Genomic DNA, 17,644 nt, shown 5'->3' on the forward strand with positions numbered 1-17,644 from the left:
CGCGGGCCGGGCCCGACCGGCTAGCGTCGCCGCCCGTGCCCCCGACGAGCCGCCGCCGAGACGCCACGCCCGCCGACGCCGCTGCCGGTGCCCGCGGCCACGCCGTCCCGGCCGGGCTCGTCACCGCGGTCGTCGGCTTCACCAGCGCCTTCGCCGTCGTCCTCGACGGTCTGCGGGCGGTGGGCGCCACCCCGGCGCAGGCCGCGAGCGGGCTGCTGGCCGTCACCGTCGCCATGGGCGGGGCCACGCTCGTGCTGGCGCTGCGGACGCGGATGCCCGTCACCGTCGCGTGGTCGACGCCGGGCGCCGCGCTGCTGGCCGGCACGGGTGCGGCCGCGGGCGGCTGGGGGCAGGCGGTCGGCGGGTTCCTCCTGTGCGGCCTCCTGCTGGCGCTCGTCGGACTGGTCCGGCCGCTGGAGGCGCTCGTCCGCCGCATCCCGGTCCCCGTCGCGCAGGCCATGCTCGCGGGCGTGCTGCTGCCGCTGTGCCTGCGGCCCGTGACGGCGACCGTCGACGCCCCGGCGCTCGTCGGGCCCGTGGTGCTCGTGTGGCTCGTCGTGCTGCGGCTCGCGCCGCGCTGGGCCACGCCCGCCGCCATCGCGCTGGCGGTGGCCGTCGCCGTCGTCGCCGAGCAGCGGTCGGGGCTGGGCGGGGCGACGCTGCTGCCCGCCCCCGTCTGGACGGCCCCGGAGCTCGGCCTGCCCGCGCTCGTGTCGGTGGCCCTGCCGCTGTTCGTCGTGACCATGGCCTCGCAGAACATCCCCGGCCTGGCCGTGCTGAGGGGCTTCGGCTACACGCCGCCGCTGCGGCCGGTCATGCTCGTGACGGGCGTCGGCACCGCCCTGGCGGCGCCCTTCGGCGGGCACGCCGTGAACCTCGCCGCCATCAGCGCCGCACTGGCCGCGGGGCCGGAGGCCGGGGCGGACCGCGGCCGCCGGTGGGTGGCCGCCGTCACCGCCGGGCTCGGCTACCTCGTTCTCGGCGTCGGCTCGGCCGCCGCCGCCGCAGTGGCGCTGCAGGCACCGGCGGGCCTCGTCGCCGCGGCCGCCGGCCTGGCGCTCGTGCCGACCTTCGCCTCGTCGCTGGCGGGGGCCTTCGGCGCGGAGGAGGGCCGCACCCCGGCCGCCGCCGCGCTGCTCGTCACCGTCTCGGGCATCAGCGTCGCGGGCGTGTCCGCCGCGTTCTGGGGCCTGCTCGCGGGGGTCGTCGTGCACGTCGCCCTCGCGCGCCGCCGGGGCTGAGCCATGGCGGCGGCCGGGCCGTCAGCGGGCCTCGTACTCTGCTATGAGGTCGATCCGCCGCTGGTGGCGGGGGTCGTGGCTGTACGGCTCGGCGACGAAGGTGTCGACGAGCTCCACCGCCTCGTCGATGGTGTGCTGCCGCGCCCCGATCGACACGACGTTCGCGTCGTTGTGCTGCCGCGCGAGCACCGCCGTCGCCGCGTTCCACGCCAGCGCCGCCCGCACGCCGCGCACCTTGTTCGCCGCGATCTGCTCGCCGTTGCCCGACCCGCCGATGACCACCCCGAGGCTGCCCGGGTCCGCCACGACCGCCTCCCCCGCCGCGAAGCAGAACGGCGGGTAGTCGTCGAGGGCGTCGTAGGTGTCGGCCCCGTGGTCGACCACGTCGTGCCCCTGGTCCCGCAGGTGCTCCACCAGAGCCGTTTTGAGCTCGTACCCGGCGTGGTCGGAGGCGATGTGGATGCGCATGGCGTCATCCTGCCGCACCCGCCACGGGCTGCGCGCCTACGCTGGCGCCATGACCGAGCCCACCCACGAGCCCGCCCCCGGGCCCGACACCGCGCCTGCCTCCGCGCCCGGCTCCGCGCCCGACTCCGCGCCCGACTCCGCGCCCGACTCCGCGCCCGACTCCGCGCCCACCGCCACCGGCACCCGCAGCGGAATCGACCCGGCCGCCCTCGACCCGGCCGTGCGCCCCGCCGACGACCTCTTCCGCCACGTCAACGGCCGGTGGCTCGCGAGCCACGTCATCCCCCCGGACCGCGCCGCGGACGGTGCCTTCCGCCGCCTGCACGACGAGGCGGAGGTCCAGGTCCGCGACATCATCACCGAGGCGGGCGAGCGCGTGGCCGCCGGGACGGCGAGCGGCGTCGAGGCCAAGATCGGCGCGCTCTACGCGTCCTTCATGGACACGGACGCGATCGCCGCGGCCGGGCTGGCGCCGCTCGCCGCCGACCTCGACCCCGTGCTGACTGCGTCGTCGCGGGAGGAGCTCACGCAGGCGCTCGGCACGCTGCAGCGCGCCGGGGCGCTCTCGGCCGTCGGGTTCTGGGTCGACAACGACGCCAAGGACCCCGAGCGCTACGTCGTGCACCTCACCCAGGACGGCCTGGGCCTCCCCGACGAGTCGTACTACCACGACGCCACGCACGCGGACGTCCTGGCGGCCTACCGCCCGCACGTCGCGCGCATGCTGCGCCTGGGCGGCGTGGCTGCCGAGGAGGACGCCGCGCAGGCCCTGGCCGCGCGCGTGGTCGAGCTCGAGACGCGGCTCGCGGGTCACCACTGGGACGTCGTGAAGGACCGCGACGCCGAGCTGACCTACAACGCCACGACGCTGGCGGACCTCGTCACCGATGCACCGGGCTTCGACTGGCGCGCCTGGGTGGCCGCGCTGGGCGCGCCCGAGGGGGCGATGGACCGCCTCGTCGTGCGCGAGCCGTCCTACGCCACGGGATTCGCGGCCCTGTGGGCGTCGGCGGACCTGGAGGACTGGCGCGCGTGGGCGGCGTACCACGTCGTCAGCGCGCGGGCGCCGTACCTCACCGACGAGCTCGTCGAGGCGAACTTCGACTTCTACGGGCGCCGGCTGACCGGTGCGCAGCAGCTGCGGGACCGCTGGAAGCGCGGCGTGTCGGTGGTCCAGGGCGCGCTGGGCGAGGCGGTGGGCGAGGTGTACGTGTCGCGGCACTTCCCGCCCTCGCACAAGGAGCGGATGGAGGTGCTCGTCGCGCACCTCGTCGAGGCCTACCGCCGGTCCATCACGGGGCTCGACTGGATGGGCGAGGAGACGCGCCAGCGCGCGCTGGCCAAGCTCGAGCGGTTCACGCCGAAGATCGGCTACCCCGCCCGCTGGCGCGACTACTCGGCGCTGGAGGTCGCGCCCGACGACCTGCTCGGGAACGTCCGGCGCGCGTCGGCGGCCGAGCAGGACCGCGAGCTGGCGAAGATCGGGCGCCCGATCGACCGCGACGAGTGGTTCATGACGCCGCAGACGGTCAACGCCTACTACAACCCGGGGATGAACGAGATCGTCTTCCCCGCCGCGATCCTGCAGCCGCCGTTCTTCGACGCGGAGGCGGACGACGCGGTCAACTACGGCGGCATCGGCGCGGTCATCGGCCACGAGATCGGCCACGGGTTCGACGACCAGGGCTCGAAGTACGACGGCGACGGCCGGCTCGAGGACTGGTGGACCGCGGCCGACCGGCAGGAGTTCGAGCAGCGGACGAAGGCCCTCATCGCGCAGTACGACGCCTTCTCCCCCGCGCAGCTCGGCGGCTCGCACCACGTCAACGGCGCGCTGACGATCGGCGAGAACATCGGCGACCTCGGCGGCCTGGCCATCGCGCTGAAGGCCTACGCCCTCGCGCTCGGCACCCCGCTGGAGGAGGCGCCCGTGCTCGACGGCCTCACCGGCCTGCAGCGCGCGTTCATCGGCTGGGCGCAGTCGTGGCAGGGGAAGTACCGCGACGAGGAGCTGGTCCGGCGGATGTCGACCGACCCGCACTCCCCCGACGAGTTCCGCTGCAACGGCGTCGTGGCCAACCTCGACGAGTTCTACACCGCGTTCGACGTGCAGCCCGGCGACGCCCTGTACCGGGCGCCCGAGGAGCGCGTGCGGATCTGGTGACCCCTGCCGGGTCCGGCGCGTCGGCGCCGGACCCGGGAGCAGGTGCGGGTGCGGGCGCAGGGGACGCGGCGCTCGTCGGCGGACGCCGCGAGGCCCGCGTCAGGGCAGCGTGACCAGCTCGCCGCTCGCGAGCCGGAACCCCGTCCCGCTGCCCGCCTGCGCGCACGTCACGCCGTCCGTCCCGCTCGTGCAGGTGAAGTCCCCCACGGTGCTCGTCGAGCCGTAGTCGAGCACGGCCGCGTCCGCCGCCGGTGCGGGTGCCGCGTCGAGGCACGGGAGCGTGACGCCCGAGGCGTCCAGGACGACGACGGGCCCGCGCGTGGCCGTGCAGGACGGGTCCTCCGGCGGCGTCCACCGGTAGGAGCCGATCGTGCAGGTCACGGTCTCCTCCGTCATGTCGCACGAGATGTTGCCGCTCGGCAGGCGGAACGCGGCCGGCCCCGGGTCGGCCGTCGGCGTCGCCGCCGACCCGGAGGGTACGGCGCCGCCGGTGGCCGGCGCCGGTGCCGCCGACGGGTCCGTGCCCGTGCCCGTCTGCGTGCCCGTCTGCGTGCCCGTCTGCGTGCCCGATCCGCTCGGTGAGGTGCCGCCGAACAGGGTCAGGCCCGCCACCACGAGGAACGCGACCACGAGCAGCGCGACGACGACCGCGAGCGCGACGACACCACCGCCGGGCCCGCGCCGGGCCACCGGCGCCGGCGTCCCGGGCGGCACCGGCGGCGGCTGTGCCGCGGCGCCCATCAGAACTGGGGCCCGGCCGTCCGCGAGCGCTTGAGCTCGTAGAAGCCGGGGACGGTCGTGGCCAGGACGAGCCCGTCGTACAGGCGCGCCGCCGCGGGGCCGGTGGGCGCGGGGGTCATGACGGGCCCGAAGAAGCCGGTGCCGTCGATCGCGACGACGGGCGTGCCGACGTCCTCGCCGACGAGGTCGATGGCCCCCTGGTGCGAGGCCCGCAGCGCGTCGTCGACGGAGTCCCCGCCGGCGACGTCCGCGAGGTCCGCCGGCAGGCCCACCTCGGCCAGCGACTCGGCGGTGATCGCGTCGAGGTCGCTGCGGCCGCCGGGGTGCCGGCGGGTGCCCATCGCGTCGTAGAGGGGCTTGAGCACGCCGTCCCCGTGCGCGGCCGCGGCGGCGACGAGCACGCGCACCGGGCCCCACGCCTGGTCGAGCATGCGCCGGTAGCCCTCGGGCAGGTCGCGGCCCTCGTTGAGCACCGCCAGGCTCATGACGTGCCAGTGCACGTCCACGTCGCGCTGCGCGGCGACCTCGTCCATCCACCGCGACGTCATCCACGCCCAGGGGCAGGCGGGGTCGAACCAGAAGTCGACGCGGTGGCGCTGCGCGAGCACCTCCTGCGTCGTCGCGTCCGCCGTGCCGGTCGTCGTCGTCACCGTGCCTCCTCGGGAGTGCTGCCGTCGTGGGCCGAACCGCAGCAGTCTCGCCGACGCGGCGCCTGGCGCGCACGCCGACACGGTGCACGACACCGTGCACGACACCGTGCACGACACCGCGCACGACACCGCGCACGACACCGCGCACGACACCGTGCACGACACCGTGCACGACACCGTGCACGACACCGTGCACGCGAGGGGTGTCCGGCGGGACGTGGAAGGATCGCGGACGTCGACGGCCCCGCCCGCGGGGCCCACCGTGCGAGGACCCCGAGGAGTCGTCTGTGCCTGGAGAGAACCTGACGCGTGCCGAGGCGCGGGAGCGTGCCGCGGTCGTGCGGACGCAGTCGTACGAGGTCGCGCTGGACCTGACGACGAGCCCGAAGACCTTCGGCTCCCGCACGCTGATCCGGTTCGACGCGACGCCGGGGGCGGGCACGTTCGTCGACCTCATCGCACCGGCGGTGCACGAGGTGGTGCTCAACGGCCGCGCGCTGGACGTGGCGGACGTCGTGGGCGACTCCCGGATCCGGCTCGACGGGCTCGCGGCGAGCAACGAGCTGCTCGTCGTCGCGGACTGCGACTACATGCACACAGGCGAGGGCCTGCACCGGTTCGTCGACCCCGTCGACGACGAGGTCTACCTGTACTCGCAGTTCGAGGTGGCGGACTCCCGCCGCGTCTTCGCGGTCTTCGAGCAGCCCGACCTCAAGGCGACCTTCGCCTTCACCGTCACGGCACCGGCGCACTGGACCGTGGTGTCGAACTACCCGCAGGTGGGTGAGCCGGAGCCCGTCGAGGGCGGCGTCAACGCCAACGGCGGCCGCGACGAGGGCACTGCCGTATGGCGGTTCGAGACGACGCCGCGGCTCTCGTCGTACGTCACGGCCGTCGTCGCCGGGCCGTACCACGCGGAGCACGGCGAGCTGACGAGCAGCGACGGCCGGACGATCCCGCTGGGCGTGTACTGCCGGCGCTCCCTGGCCGAGCGCCTGGACACCGACGCGATCCTCGACGTCACGCGCGCCGGGTTCGCGTTCTACGAGGAGCAGTTCGACTTCCCCTACCCGTTCGCGAAGTACGACCAGCTCTTCGTCCCGGAGTTCAACGCCGGCGCCATGGAGAACGCCGGCGCGGTGACGTTCCTCGAGTCCTACGTCTTCCGTTCCAAGGTGCCGGAGGCGACGGTCGAGCGACGCGCGACGACGATCCTCCACGAGCTGGCCCACATGTGGTTCGGGGACCTCGTCACCATGCGCTGGTGGGACGACCTGTGGCTCAACGAGTCGTTCGCCGAGTACGCCTCGACGTTGGCCGCCGCGGAGGTCACGCGCTGGACCTCGTCGTGGACCACCTTCTCCTCGCTGGAGAAGAGCTGGGCGTACCGGCAGGACCAGCTCCCCAGCACGCACCCGATCGTCGCTGACATGCGCGACCTGGAGGACGTCGAGGTCAACTTCGACGGCATCACCTACGCCAAGGGCGCCAGCGTGCTCAAGCAGCTCGTCGCCTGGGTCGGGCGTGAGCAGTTCTTCGACGGCGTGCGCGCGTACTTCGCCAAGCACGCCTGGGGCAACACGGAGCTGCGCGACCTGCTGACCGAGCTGGAGACGACGAGCGGCCGCGACCTGGCCGCCTGGTCCCGGCTGTGGCTCGAGCAGGCGGGCGTCACGCTGCTGCGTCCGGAGGTGACGACGGCCGAGGACGGCACCATCGCCTCCTTCGCGATCCTCCAGGAGGTGCCCGACGAGCACCCGGTCCAGCGGCCGCACCGCCTCGCCGTGGGCGGCTACGCGCTCGACGACGCCTCGGGCCGGCTCGAGCGCGTCCTGCACGTCGAGCTCGACGTCGACGGCGAGCGGACCGAGGTCCCCGAGCTCGTCGGGCAGCCGCGCCCGCCGCTGCTGCTCGTCAACGACGAGGACCTGGCCTACGCGAAGGTCCGCCTGGACGAGGAGTCGCTGGCGGCGGCCGTGTCCTCGCTGGACGCGTTCGACGACTCGCTGCCGCGCACCCTCGTCTGGGGCGCGGCCTGGGACGCGACGCGCGACGCCGAGACGCCGGCCCGGGACTTCGCCGCGCTCGTGCTCGGCAACGTCGCGGCCGAGACGGACTCCTCCGTCGTCCTCGTGCTGCTGCGTCAGCTCGCGACGACGCTGGACCTCTACGTGGCCCCGGAGCACCGCGACGAGGTCCGCACGGCGGCGGCCGACCGGCTCCTGGAGCTGGCCCGCTCCGCCGAGCCCGGATCGGACACCCAGCTCCAGCTCGTCAAGGCCTTCGCGGCCCGCGCGGCCACGCCCGCCCAGCTCGACGCCGTCGCCGGTGTCCTCGACGGCAGCGCGACGCCCGAGGGCCTCGCCGTCGACACGGACCTGCGGTGGGAGCTGCTGGTCTCGCTCGTCGCGGGCGGTCGGGCCGGCCAGGGCGAGATCGACGCCCAGCTCGAGCAGGACGCCACGGCCACGGGGCAGCGGGCCGCGGCCACGGCCGGCGCCGCCCTGCCGTCGGAGGAGGCCAAGGCGCAGGCCTGGGCCCGCCTCGTCGACACCGACGACCTGCCCAACGCCGTCCAGGCGGCGACGATCGCGGGCTTCGGCCGCGTGCACGACCTCGGCCTGCTCGTGCCGTTCGTGGAGCCGTACTTCGAGGCTCTCGAGCGGGTGTGGGCGGAGCGGACGAACGAGATGGCGCAGAACGTCGTCGTCGGCCTCTACCCGACGGCCCTGGCCGGGCACCCGGAGGTCGACGTGCTGGCCGCCACCGACGCCTGGCTCGAGGGCCACCCCGACGCCGCACCGGCGCTGCGACGCCTGGTCGTCGAGGCGCGCGACGGCGTCCGTCGCGCCGTCGCCGCGCAGGAGGCCGACCGCCGCCGCTGAGGTCCGGTGCCGCGTGCGCCGCTCCTGACGCGGGACGTCGGGCCGGGTCCTCAGGACCCGGCCCGACGCCATCACCCCGTGCGGCGGAGCGACCGCAGCCAGCGGTCGACCTCGCGGGCCGAGGAGAGGCGCAGGACGGACGGCCCCGACGAGGGGGTGGCCCCTGGCCTCGCCGTCCGTGAGGCGGCGGGCGGGACGGCCTGCGCCGCGTGCAGCGCGCCGTAGCGCGCCCGGTAGGCGTGGTGCTGCGTCCAGGCCCAGAGCACCACGTTCTGCTCGGGGTCGCGGAGGAGCAGGTTCCTCAGCCGTTCCCTGTTGCCGTGCCACAACGGCTGCCGCGTCAGACCCCGTCGGAGCGTGCGACCCAGCACGCGACGCATGACGACGCGCCGCGGCAGGTCGAGCCACACCACCAGGTCGGCCTCGTCGTCGAGCATGCCCAGCAGCCGCGAACGCCAGTTGCCGTCGACGACCCAGCCCTCGCGGCCCGGCCCGGCGAGGAAGGCGGCGACCAGCGCGCGCCCCTCCGCGGGGTCGCGGTGCAGCCAACCGGCCTGCCAGAAGACCTCGTCCAGCTCGAGGTGCGCAACCTCCAGCGCGTCGGCCGCCCGCCGGGCGAGCGTCGTCTTGCCGGCACCGGAGTTCCCGACCACGCGGACGCGGCGCGGCGCGGCGGTCACGACCCGTTCATCACCCGGGCCAGGGACCGCAGGCGCGAGCTCTCGACGAGGTCCTCGACGAGGACCGGGCGCCCGGAGCCGTCGGCCAGCGGGACCTTCCAGTTCGGGTACTCCTGGTCCGTGCCGGGCTGGTTCTGCGCGCGCCGCTCGCCGACCGCGTCGGCCAGCGAGACGCCCAGCAGGGCCGCCGGGGACGCCTGGATGTAGCGGTGCAGCGCCTCGACGACCTCGCGCTCGCTCGGGTCCTCGCCGAGCAGCCCGCGCCCGCGCAGCAGACCGAGCATCCGCTCGCGCTCCTCGGCCGCCTGTGCGCGGACCTGCTCCACCGGCTCGGTGAGCAGCCCGAGCCGCTCCCGGATCGCGACGTGCTCGTCGGCCAGGTAGCCGGCGGTCGGCGGCAGGTCGTGCGTCGTCACCGTCGCCAGGACGAGCCGCCGCCACTTCTCCGGCGCCAGCGGCCCGCCCTGGTCGTCGTACTCGAACCACAGGATCGAGGTGCCGAGCACGCCGCGCTCGGACAGGTAGTCGCGCACCCACGGCTCGACCGTGCCGAGGTCCTCGCCGATGACGACCGCGCCGGCGCGGTGCGCCTCCAGGGCGAGGATGCCGACGATCGCCTCGTGGTCGTACTTGACGTACGCGCCGAGGGCCGGGGACTGCCCGCGCGGGATCCACCACAGCCGGAACAGGCCGATGACGTGGTCGATCCGGATGGCGCCCGCGTGCCGCAAGATCGTGCGCAGCATGTCCCGCCACGGCCGGTACCCGACGCGGGCCAGCTCCTGCGGGTGCCACGGCGGCTGGGACCAGTCCTGGCCCTGCTGGTTGTACATGTCCGGCGGCGCGCCGACGGACGCCTCGGGCGCCAGCACGTCGCGCAGCGCCCACGCGTCGGCACCGCCCGGGTGCACGCCGACCGCGAGGTCGTGCATGATCCCGAGCGCCATGCCGCCCGTGCGCGCGGCCGCCTGCGCGGCGGCGAGCTGCTCGTCGGCCACCCACTGCAGCCAGCGGAAGAACTCGACGCGGTCCGCCAGCTCCGTGCGGGCCGCGGCGACGAGCGGCGAGGACAGGTCCCACGCCTCGTCGGGCCAGTCCTGCCCCGCGTAGCGCTCGGCCAGCGCGGACCACAGCGCGAAGGTGTCGAGGCCCGTGCCCTCCTCGGCGCAGTAGGCCTCGAACGCCCGCTGCCGGGCACCCGTCCGCGGCGCCGCGAACACGACCTCGAGGGCCGCCTTCTTGGCCGTCCACGCGACGTCACGGTCGATCGGCCCGGTGTCGGTGTTCAGCGCGCGGGCCGGCTCGGCCGCCCATTCGACGAGCGCACGGTCGGCGGAGGACAGGTACGCCGCCTCGCGCACCGCCTCGGGCCGGACGAACAGCGGGTTGACGAACCGGCGCGTGGTGGGCAGGTAGGGCGACGGCGTCATCGGCGTCGTCGGCTCCGCCGCGTGCAGCGGGTTGATGAGCAGGAAGTCCGCACCGCACTCGCGCCCGGTGAGCCAGGCGATGTCGGCGAGGTCGACGAGGTCCCCCACGCCCCACGAGTCGCGCGAGCGCACGGAGTACAGCTGGGCCATGAGGCCCCACATCCGCTCGCGGTCCCCGAGCGCCGGCGTCAGCGTGAGCCGGGCCGGCGTCACGACGGCCGGGCTGTGCCCCTGCGCGCTGGGTCCCTCCACGACGACCTCGTGGTAGCCCAGCGGCAGGTCGTCGGGCAGGACGAACGTCGCCCGCCCCACGCGGCGGCCGTCCACCGTGCGCGGCTCGACGAAGGCGTCCGCCTGCTCCAGGTCACGGCGGCCGCCGCCCGCGTCCGCGTCGATCTCGACCCACGCGCGCACCGGGTCGCCGTCGGTGACGTGCACCGGCACGTGCACCGACCGGCCCTGGCGGGTCACGACGAACGGCGGCAGCACCTGGCGCCACGGGGTGTCCTCCGCGTTGCGCAGCGCGAGGTCGACGAGCGCCGGGGAGCCGGCGTCGACCCCGAGCGCCCCGAGCACGTGCCGCAGCGTCGACGCCGACGGGGTCTGGCGACGCCCGTGGTAGTCCCAGAAGTCCGTCGTGATGCCGTGGAGCTCGGCGAGGCGGAGCAGCGCGTCGGAGGGGTGGTCCACGTCGTCGGTCACGCGTCGATCCTGCCATCCACCTGTCCGTCTGTCCGGGCGGGCGCCCGTCGTAGCCTTGCCGACCATGACCGCCACCCCCGGGGCCCCGGCCCTGCGCTACCCCGATGCCGAGCGCCTCGACCTCGTGGAGGACCTGCACGGCCACGCCGTCGCCGACCCCTACCGCTGGCTCGAGGACGCGGACGCCCCGGCGACGCAGGCGTGGTCGGCCGCGCAGGACGACCTGTACCGCACCTACCGGCGCCGCTGGGACGAGCCGTCGGGCGCGCGGGCGGACGGGCCCTTCGCCGGTCCCGCGCTCACCGCTCGCCTGGGCGCCCTGCTGGGTGCCGGGTCCGTCTCGCTGCCGGTGTGGCGCGGGGAGCGCTGCTTCGCCTCGCGCCGGGTGGGCGACGAGGAGCACGCGCGGGTGCTGGTGCGCGAGCCGGCGGTGCCGGGTGGGGGCACGGGTGGGGGCACGGGTGGGGGCACGGGTGCGGACACGGGCGGGGCCGGCGGTGAGGTCGAGCGCGTCCTCGTCGACCCGCTGGCGCTGGACCCCGCGGGCACGACCACGCTCGACGCGTGGCGGCCGTCCCTCGAGGGCGACCTGCTGGCGTACCAGGTGTCCACGGGCGGCACCGAGGAGAGCGTCCTGCACGTGCTCGACGTGGCGACGGGTCGCCCTGTGGACGGCCCGATCGACCGCGCCCGCTACTCCCCCGTCGCCTGGCTGCCGGGCGGCCGCGCCTTCTTCTACGTGCGCCGGCTGCCCCCGGAGGACCTCCCCGCCGACGAGCGCCAGTATCACCGGCGCGTCTGGCTGCACCGGGTAGGGACCGACCCCACGGCCGACGTCGAGGTGTTCGGCGCAGGGCTGGCGACCACGAACTACTACGGCGTGACCGTCTCGCGCGACGGCAGGTGGCTCGTCGTGTCCGCCTCGGCCGGCACCGCGCCGCGCACCGACGTGTGGCTCGCGCGGATCGACGCCACGCCGGACGACGAGGGGTCGGCCGCGGCCCCGGCCTTCACCGAGGTCATGGTCGGACGGGACGCGCAGGCCGGGGTGTCGGTCGGCCGCGACGGTCGCCTGTACGTGCACACCGACCTCGAAGCCCCCCGGGGACGCCTCTGCGTCGCCGACCCCGCGGCGCCCGGGGTGGAGGGCTGGCGGACGCTGCTGCCCGAGGACCCCGGGTCCGTGCTAGAGCACGTGACGCTCGCCGACGACGGCGACCCCGAGCGGCCCGTGCGCCTGCTCGCCTCCCGCCGCCGCCACGCCGTCAGCGAGATCACCGTGCACGACCCGGCGACGGGCGAGCCCCTGCCCGGCGACGCCGGCCGGGTCATGCTGCCGGGGCTCGGCTCGGTGTCCGGGCTGGCGACGCGCCCGGAGGGCGGCCACGAGGTCTGGTTCTCGTACACCGACCACACGACGGTCCCGCACGTGCTGCGCCTCGACGCGCTGACGGGCACGACGACGCTGTGGGCGGCACCGCCCGGCGTCGTCGCGGACCTGCCGGACGTCCGCGTGCAGCGGCTCGAGGCGACGAGCGCCGACGGCACGACCGTGCGCGCGTTCGTCGTCGCCCGGGCGGACGCGCTCGACGCCGACGGACGGCCGCTCGCCCCCGCACCGACCGTGCTCTACGGGTACGGCGGCTTCCAGATCTCGCTCGAGCCCGGGTACTCCGCCTCCACGCTCGCGTGGGTCGAGGCGGGCGGCGTGCACGTCGTCGCCAACCTCCGCGGCGGGGGCGAGGAGGGCGAGGACTGGCACCGCGACGGCATGCGCGGCGCCAAGCAGCACGTCTTCGACGACCTCGTCGCCGTGGCCGAGCGGCTCGTCGCCGACGGGTGGACGGCACCCGACCGTCTCGCCTGCTGGGGCGGCTCCAACGGCGGCCTGCTCGTCGGGGCGGCGGTGACGCAGCGTCCCGACCTGTTCGCGGCGGCCGTCTGCTCGGCGCCCCTGCTCGACATGGTCCGCTACCAGCGCTTCGGCCTGGGCACGACGTGGACGGAGGAGTACGGCGACGCCGACGACCCCGTCGAGCTGGGTTGGTTGCTCGGCTACTCCCCGTACCACCGCGTCGTGCCGGGCACGGCCTACCCGGCCGTCCTCTTCACCGTCTTCGAGGGCGACACCCGGGTGGACCCGCTGCACGCCCGCAAGCTCGCCGCCGCCCTCCAGCACGCGACGAGCGCGCCCGCCGACGAGCGGCCGGTGCTCCTGCGCCGGGAGGTCGGCGTCGGCCACGGCGGGCGCGCGCTGTCGCGCACGATCGCGCTGACCGTCGAGCAGCTGCAGTTCGTCGCCGACCGGACGGGGGCGGTGCGGTGACCGCCACCCCCAGCCCCACCCCGGACCTCGTCGACGCCGGGCTCGAGCGCGGGCGCGCGGGCCTGGACTGGCTGCTGGGGACACCGCTGCAGATCGTCATCATCGTGGTGGCGGGGCTGGTCGCGGTGGCCGTGCTACGCGCGCTCATCCACCGCGTCACCGACCACCTGGCCGACGGCCGGCCCGTGTGGCGGCGGGGCGTGCTCGGGCAGATCAGCGAGCACGAGCGGGCGGCCGTGCTCCTGCGGGCCAACCCGCTCGCCGCCGCCCGGCGCGCCCAGCGCTCGCGCACGGTGGGGTCGGTGCTGCGCTCGGCGTCCTCGCTCGTCGTCGGGACGATCGTCGTGGTGCTCGTCCTCGACGCCCTGGGCATCAACATCGCGCCGTTCATCGCGTCGGCGGGGATCGTCGGCGTCGCGCTCGGCTTCGGCGCGCAGAGCCTCGTCAAGGACTTCCTCACGGGACTGTTCATGCTCGTCGAGGACCAGTACGGCGTCGGGGACGTCGTCGACGTGGGGCCGGCGACGGGCACGGTCGAGGCCGTCGGCCTGCGCGTGACGCGGATCCGTGGGGACGACGGCACCCTCTGGTACGTGCCCAACGGCGCGGTGCTGCGGGTGGGCAACAAGACGCAGGGGTGGTCCGCCGCGACGGTCGAGGTGGACGTCGACTACTTCGTCGACCTCGACGAGGTGCAGGCCCTGCTCGAGGAGGCCGCGCGACGCGTGGCCGCCGACCCCGGGCTCGGCGACGCCGTCGAGGGCGCGGCCGACGTCGCGGCGATCGAGCGCCTCAGCGCCGAGGCCGTCACGGTCCGGCTGCGCGTGCGGACGCGCCCCGCGCAGCAGTGGGCCGTGGCGCGGCGGCTGCGGCTCGAGGTCCGCCGCCTGCTGGAGGAGGCGGGCATCCCGCTGGCCGGGCAGCGCGACGCGCTCGCCGCGCACCGCGAGCGCACCCTGGGCGCCGCGCTCGGCGACACGGCTGGCGACACGGCCGGCGACGGCACCGCGTCGTCGTCCGCGGACCGTGCCGCATCCAGCCCTCCGCAGGGGTAGGGACGGGGGCCGGGGCGGGGCGGGCCGTCAGCCCCAGGTGAGCAGCGGCTGCCCGGCCGTCAGCGCGGTGCCGGGCGCCGGCACGTCGGCCAGCGCGCCCGCGTCGGCCTCGAGAGCGACGACCGGGCAGACGGTCGCGCGGCCCCCGGCGGCGACCGCCGCGGGCGACCAGGTGATGACGCGCTCGCCGGCGGTCACGCGCTGCTGCGCCGCGACGTGCACGGTGAAGCCCTCGCCCCGCAGCTCGACCGTGTCGATGCCGAGGTGGACGAGCACGGAGCGCCCGTCGTCGTCCTCGACGACGAAGGCGTGCGGGTGCACCGTCGTCACGACGCCGGCCACCGGCGCCAGGGCCGTCAGCGACGCCGCGGCCTCGTCGGGCTGCACCGCGATGCCGGGACCGACCATCTCCTCGGCGAAGACCGCGTCCGGGACGTCCGACATCGCCACGGCACGCCCGTCGACCGGGCAGAGCACCGGGGCGGGCGTGCGCGCCACGCTCAGCGCAGGCTGTCCAGCTCGGCCGCGAGGTTGTCCGCCTCCGGCCCGACGATGACCTGCACGATGCGTCCCGACCGGACGACGCCGAACGCCCCGCTCGCCTTCAGCGCGGCCTCGTCGACCAGCTGCGAGTCGCCGACCTCCACCCGGAGGCGGGTGATGCAGGGCTCCAGGTCGACGACGTTCCCGTCGCCACCCAGCGCCGCGAGGATCTGCTCCGCCTTGCTCACCGTGCTCCTCCGTGTCCCGCACGTCGGGGCGACGCGCGGGGACCAGGGTAACCCTCCTGCACGCGACGGCCACGGCACGGGTGCAGGTCCTCCACGCGGGGCCTGCTCGAGCCGCCGGTCGAGCCCCCGGTCGAGCCCCCGGTCGAGGATCCGGTCGAGGATCCGGTCGAGGATCCGGTCGGGGATCCGGTCGAGCGTTCGGCGGGGACGTGGTCGACGACCTCGCGGTGCGGGCCCGGCACCTCGACGGGCCTTCCGGGACCTGCGTCCCGCCGCCGGCGCGGCCGCCCGCGGCAGGCTGCGCCCTGGCGTCGCCACCAGCGACGACGCCCCCGCGCCGGGCCCCGGCGCGGCGCGCTGGCGCGGTGGGCGCCGGGTCGGCCACACTGCCCCCACGCACCCCGCGACGACGAGGAGGTCCGACCCGGTGAGCGCCACGACCACGGTCCTGCCGGGGCTGCCCGCGAGCCCCGGCCGCACGTCCGGGCCCGCCCTGCGGCTGCCCGACCCGGTGCTCGAGCCGCCCGCCGGTGTGCGCGTGCCGCCGTCGGGCGACGTGGCGGCCGCCGCGGCGCGGATCGCCGACTCCTCGCACCGCGTCCGCGCGGCGCTGGAGGCCGACGCGGCCCGGGTGGAGGGGGACGCCCGGGAGATCCTGCAGGCCACGGCGGCGATCGCCGCGGACCCCGCCCTGCTGGACGACGCGCGGCGCCGCGTGCTCGAGGAGCACCTCGTGCCCGAGCGGGCCGTCTGGGAGGCCGCGGCCGAGGTCGCCGCCATGTTCGAGGCGCTCGGCGGGGTCTTCGCCGAGCGCAGCCACGACGTCGTCGACGTGCGCAACCGGATCGTCGCCGACCTGACGGGCCGCCCGGCACCCGGCCTGCCCGCGTGCGACCACGCGTACGTCCTCGTGGCCGGCGACCTCGCCCCGGCGCTGGCCGCCACCCTTGACCGGGCGCGCGTGCGCGCCATCGTCACGGCGACCGGCGGCCCGACGTCGCACACCGCGATCATCGCGCGCTCGCTCGGGGTGCCCGCCGTCGTCTCCGTCGACGGGCTCGTCGCGGCGGTGCACGACGGGGACGTCCTCGTCGTCGACGGGGACGCCGGGACGGTCACCGTCCGGCCAGAGGCGGGCGACGAGCCCGCCGACCTCGCACCCGCCGGCGCCCCGGTCTTCGCCGGCCGCGGCCTGACCGCCGACGGCGTGCACGTGCCCCTCCTGGCCAACGTCGGCACGCCGGCGGAGGCGCTCGCGGCGGCGGCCGCCGGGGCCGAGGGCATCGGCCTGTACCGCACGGAGTCGAGCTTCCTCGGGCGCACCCTGGCGCCGTCCGTCGAGGAGCAGGTGGCGACCTACCGCGCGGTGCTGGAGGCGTTCGCCGGCCGCACCGTCGTCGTCCGCACCCTCGACGCCGGCGCCCAGCAGCGGCTGCCGTTCCTCGTCGACCACGGCGAGGACAACCCCGCGCTCGGCGTGCGCGGCCTGCGCACCTCCGCCGCGCACCCGGACCTGCTGGAGGACCAGCTCCGGGCGGTCGCCCAGGCGGCGGACGGCTCCGGCGCGGACGTGTGGGTGATGGCGCCCATGGTCGCCACGGTGGAGGAGTCCGACCGGTTCGTGGCGCTCTGCGCCGCGCAGGGGCTGACCACGGCGGGCGTCATGGTGGAGGTGCCGTCGGCGGCGCTCGTCGCCGGGCCGATCCTCGAGCGGGCGGCCTTCGCCAGCGTGGGGACGAACGACCTCACCCAGTACACGATGGCCGCGGATCGGTCGCTCGGCACCGTGGCGACCCTCCACGACCCGTGGCAGCCCGCCGTCCTGCAGCTCGTCGCGCTCACGTGCGCCGCCGGCACCGCCCGCGGCCGGCCCGTGGGGGTCAGCGGCGAGGCGGCGGTGGACCCCGCGCTCGCCTGCGTCCTCGTCGGGCTCGGTGCGGCGCACCTGTCCGTCCGGCCCAACGCGCTCGGGCCGGTGGCGGCCGGGCTGGCCCGCGCGACGCTCGAGCAGTGCCGCGCGGCCGCCGCCGCGGCGCTGGCGGCACCGACCGCGGAGCGCGCGCGCCTGGCCGCGCTCGCGGCCCTGCCCCCCGCCGAGACGGACGTCGTGGCGGCGTAGGCGCGTGCACGACGCCCCGGTCCGGGTGCGCCGGGGCCCGCCACTAGGCTGACGGGGTGCGGACGGACTCCTTCTACGAGGCGGTCGGCGGGCACGCGACGTTCGTCGCGCTCGTCGACGCGTTCTACCGCGGGGTGGCCGACGACCCCGTGCTGCGGGGCATGTACCCCGAGGAGGACCTGGGCCCGGCGGCCGAGCGCCTGACCCTGTTCCTCGAGCAGTACTGGGGTGGTCCGACGACGTACTCCGACACCCGCGGGCACCCGCGGCTGCGGATGCGGCACGCGCCCTACAAGGTCAACCCGGACGCGCGGGACCGCTGGCTGCGCCACATGCGTGCCGCGGTCGACGAGCTGGACCTCGCCCCCCTGCACCGCGCCGAGCTGTGGGACTACCTGGAGCGCGCCGCGCACTCCCTGCTCAACACCTTCGAGGACTGAGGCCGCACCGCG

The 17,644-nt window shown here is 76.1% G+C and carries 14 protein-coding genes; 7 read left to right on the top strand and 7 right to left on the bottom strand.

Annotation, left to right across the window (positions count from 1 at the left end; all coding sequences use genetic code 11):
• Nucleotides 1–35 precede the first annotated feature (35 nt).
• On the top strand, nucleotides 36–1,241 hold the full coding sequence (locus tag AC2TDM_RS11570) for a benzoate/H(+) symporter BenE family transporter (RefSeq protein WP_090029978.1): 1,206 nt from the start codon (nucleotides 36–38) through the stop codon (nucleotides 1,239–1,241).
• Between the two features lie 21 nt (nucleotides 1,242–1,262).
• On the opposite strand, the gene AC2TDM_RS11575 is transcribed toward AC2TDM_RS11570, so the two are convergent.
• On the bottom strand, nucleotides 1,263–1,709 hold the full coding sequence (locus AC2TDM_RS11575; RefSeq protein ID WP_484634707.1) for a ribose-5-phosphate isomerase: 447 nt from the start codon (nucleotides 1,707–1,709) through the stop codon (nucleotides 1,263–1,265).
• A 49-nt stretch (nucleotides 1,710–1,758) separates the two neighbouring features.
• Between AC2TDM_RS11575 and AC2TDM_RS11580 the strand changes: the two genes are divergently transcribed.
• Nucleotides 1,759–3,873 (top strand): M13 family metallopeptidase, encoded by a 2,115-nt coding sequence (locus AC2TDM_RS11580; protein ID WP_484634708.1) that lies wholly within the window; start codon nucleotides 1,759–1,761, stop codon nucleotides 3,871–3,873.
• 99 nt (nucleotides 3,874–3,972) lie between these two features.
• Here the strand turns inward: AC2TDM_RS11580 and AC2TDM_RS11585 are convergent, their stop codons facing one another.
• Together AC2TDM_RS11585 and AC2TDM_RS11590 are read right to left on the bottom strand one after the other, a co-directional pair.
• Nucleotides 3,973–4,614, bottom strand: a complete 642-nt coding sequence (locus AC2TDM_RS11585; protein ID WP_484634709.1) for a hypothetical protein — start codon at nucleotides 4,612–4,614, stop codon at nucleotides 3,973–3,975.
• Nucleotides 4,614–5,222 carry a mycothiol-dependent nitroreductase Rv2466c family protein gene (locus tag AC2TDM_RS11590; RefSeq protein ID WP_275407343.1) on the bottom strand — a complete coding sequence of 203 codons (609 nt, stop codon included), beginning with the start codon at nucleotides 5,220–5,222 and terminating at the stop codon, nucleotides 4,614–4,616. Before AC2TDM_RS11590 ends, AC2TDM_RS11585 begins: the two co-directional genes overlap by 1 nt.
• Before the next feature lie 329 nt (nucleotides 5,223–5,551).
• On the opposite strand from AC2TDM_RS11590, the gene pepN reads away from it, so the two are divergent.
• On the top strand, nucleotides 5,552–8,149 hold the full coding sequence (pepN, locus tag AC2TDM_RS11595) for an aminopeptidase N (protein ID WP_484634710.1): 2,598 nt from the start codon (nucleotides 5,552–5,554) through the stop codon (nucleotides 8,147–8,149).
• 71 nt (nucleotides 8,150–8,220) lie between these two features.
• Here the strand turns inward: pepN and AC2TDM_RS11600 are convergent, their stop codons facing one another.
• Nucleotides 8,221–8,829, bottom strand: a complete 609-nt coding sequence (locus AC2TDM_RS11600; protein ID WP_090029972.1) for a P-loop NTPase family protein — start codon at nucleotides 8,827–8,829, stop codon at nucleotides 8,221–8,223.
• Complete coding sequence (gene malQ / locus AC2TDM_RS11605; RefSeq protein ID WP_484634711.1) at nucleotides 8,826–10,961, bottom strand: 4-alpha-glucanotransferase; 2,136 nt, start codon at nucleotides 10,959–10,961, stop codon at nucleotides 8,826–8,828. Before malQ ends, AC2TDM_RS11600 begins: the two co-directional genes overlap by 4 nt.
• 64 nt (nucleotides 10,962–11,025) lie before the next feature.
• Between malQ and AC2TDM_RS11610 the strand changes: the two genes are divergently transcribed.
• Nucleotides 11,026–13,287, top strand: coding sequence for a prolyl oligopeptidase family serine peptidase (locus AC2TDM_RS11610; protein ID WP_484634712.1), 2,262 nt, complete (start codon nucleotides 11,026–11,028; stop codon nucleotides 13,285–13,287).
• On the top strand, nucleotides 13,284–14,342 hold the full coding sequence (locus AC2TDM_RS11615; protein ID WP_484634713.1) for a mechanosensitive ion channel family protein: 1,059 nt from the start codon (nucleotides 13,284–13,286) through the stop codon (nucleotides 14,340–14,342). The genes AC2TDM_RS11610 and AC2TDM_RS11615 overlap by 4 nt, the downstream gene beginning before the upstream one ends.
• Nucleotides 14,343–14,369: 27 nt before the next feature.
• Here AC2TDM_RS11615 and AC2TDM_RS11620 read toward each other — a convergent pair whose 3' ends face one another.
• Together AC2TDM_RS11620 and AC2TDM_RS11625 are read right to left on the bottom strand one after the other, a co-directional pair.
• A complete protein-coding gene (locus AC2TDM_RS11620; protein WP_239078844.1) occupies nucleotides 14,370–14,840 on the bottom strand; it encodes a PTS sugar transporter subunit IIA in 471 nt (156 codons plus the stop codon).
• A gap of 2 nt (nucleotides 14,841–14,842) precedes the next feature.
• Nucleotides 14,843–15,073 (bottom strand): PTS sugar transporter subunit IIB, encoded by a 231-nt coding sequence (locus AC2TDM_RS11625; protein ID WP_090029964.1) that lies wholly within the window; start codon nucleotides 15,071–15,073, stop codon nucleotides 14,843–14,845.
• 427 nt (nucleotides 15,074–15,500) lie between these two features.
• Between AC2TDM_RS11625 and AC2TDM_RS11630 the strand changes: the two genes are divergently transcribed.
• Together AC2TDM_RS11630 and AC2TDM_RS11635 are read left to right on the top strand one after the other, a co-directional pair.
• The gene (locus tag AC2TDM_RS11630; RefSeq protein ID WP_484634714.1) at nucleotides 15,501–17,192 is read left to right on the top strand and encodes a putative PEP-binding protein; all 1,692 of its coding nucleotides are present in this window, start codon (nucleotides 15,501–15,503) and stop codon (nucleotides 17,190–17,192) included.
• Between the two features lie 56 nt (nucleotides 17,193–17,248).
• Nucleotides 17,249–17,632: a globin gene (locus AC2TDM_RS11635; RefSeq protein WP_090029960.1), complete on the top strand. Its 384-nt coding sequence runs from the start codon at nucleotides 17,249–17,251 to the stop codon at nucleotides 17,630–17,632.
• Nucleotides 17,633–17,644: the final 12 nt, after the last annotated feature.

The organism is Cellulomonas sp. plas2 (genome assembly GCF_057221735.1).

Coding starts and splice junctions, on each gene's coding strand:
- AC2TDM_RS11580 (WP_484634708.1), top strand. CDS start 1,759: ATGACCGAGCCCACCCACGAGCCCGCCCCCGGGCCCGACACCGCGCCT.
- AC2TDM_RS11585 (WP_484634709.1), bottom strand. CDS start 4,614: ATGGGCGCCGCGGCACAGCCGCCGCCGGTGCCGCCCGGGACGCCGGCG.
- AC2TDM_RS11610 (WP_484634712.1), top strand. CDS start 11,026: ATGACCGCCACCCCCGGGGCCCCGGCCCTGCGCTACCCCGATGCCGAG.
- AC2TDM_RS11575 (WP_484634707.1), bottom strand. CDS start 1,709: ATGCGCATCCACATCGCCTCCGACCACGCCGGGTACGAGCTCAAAACG.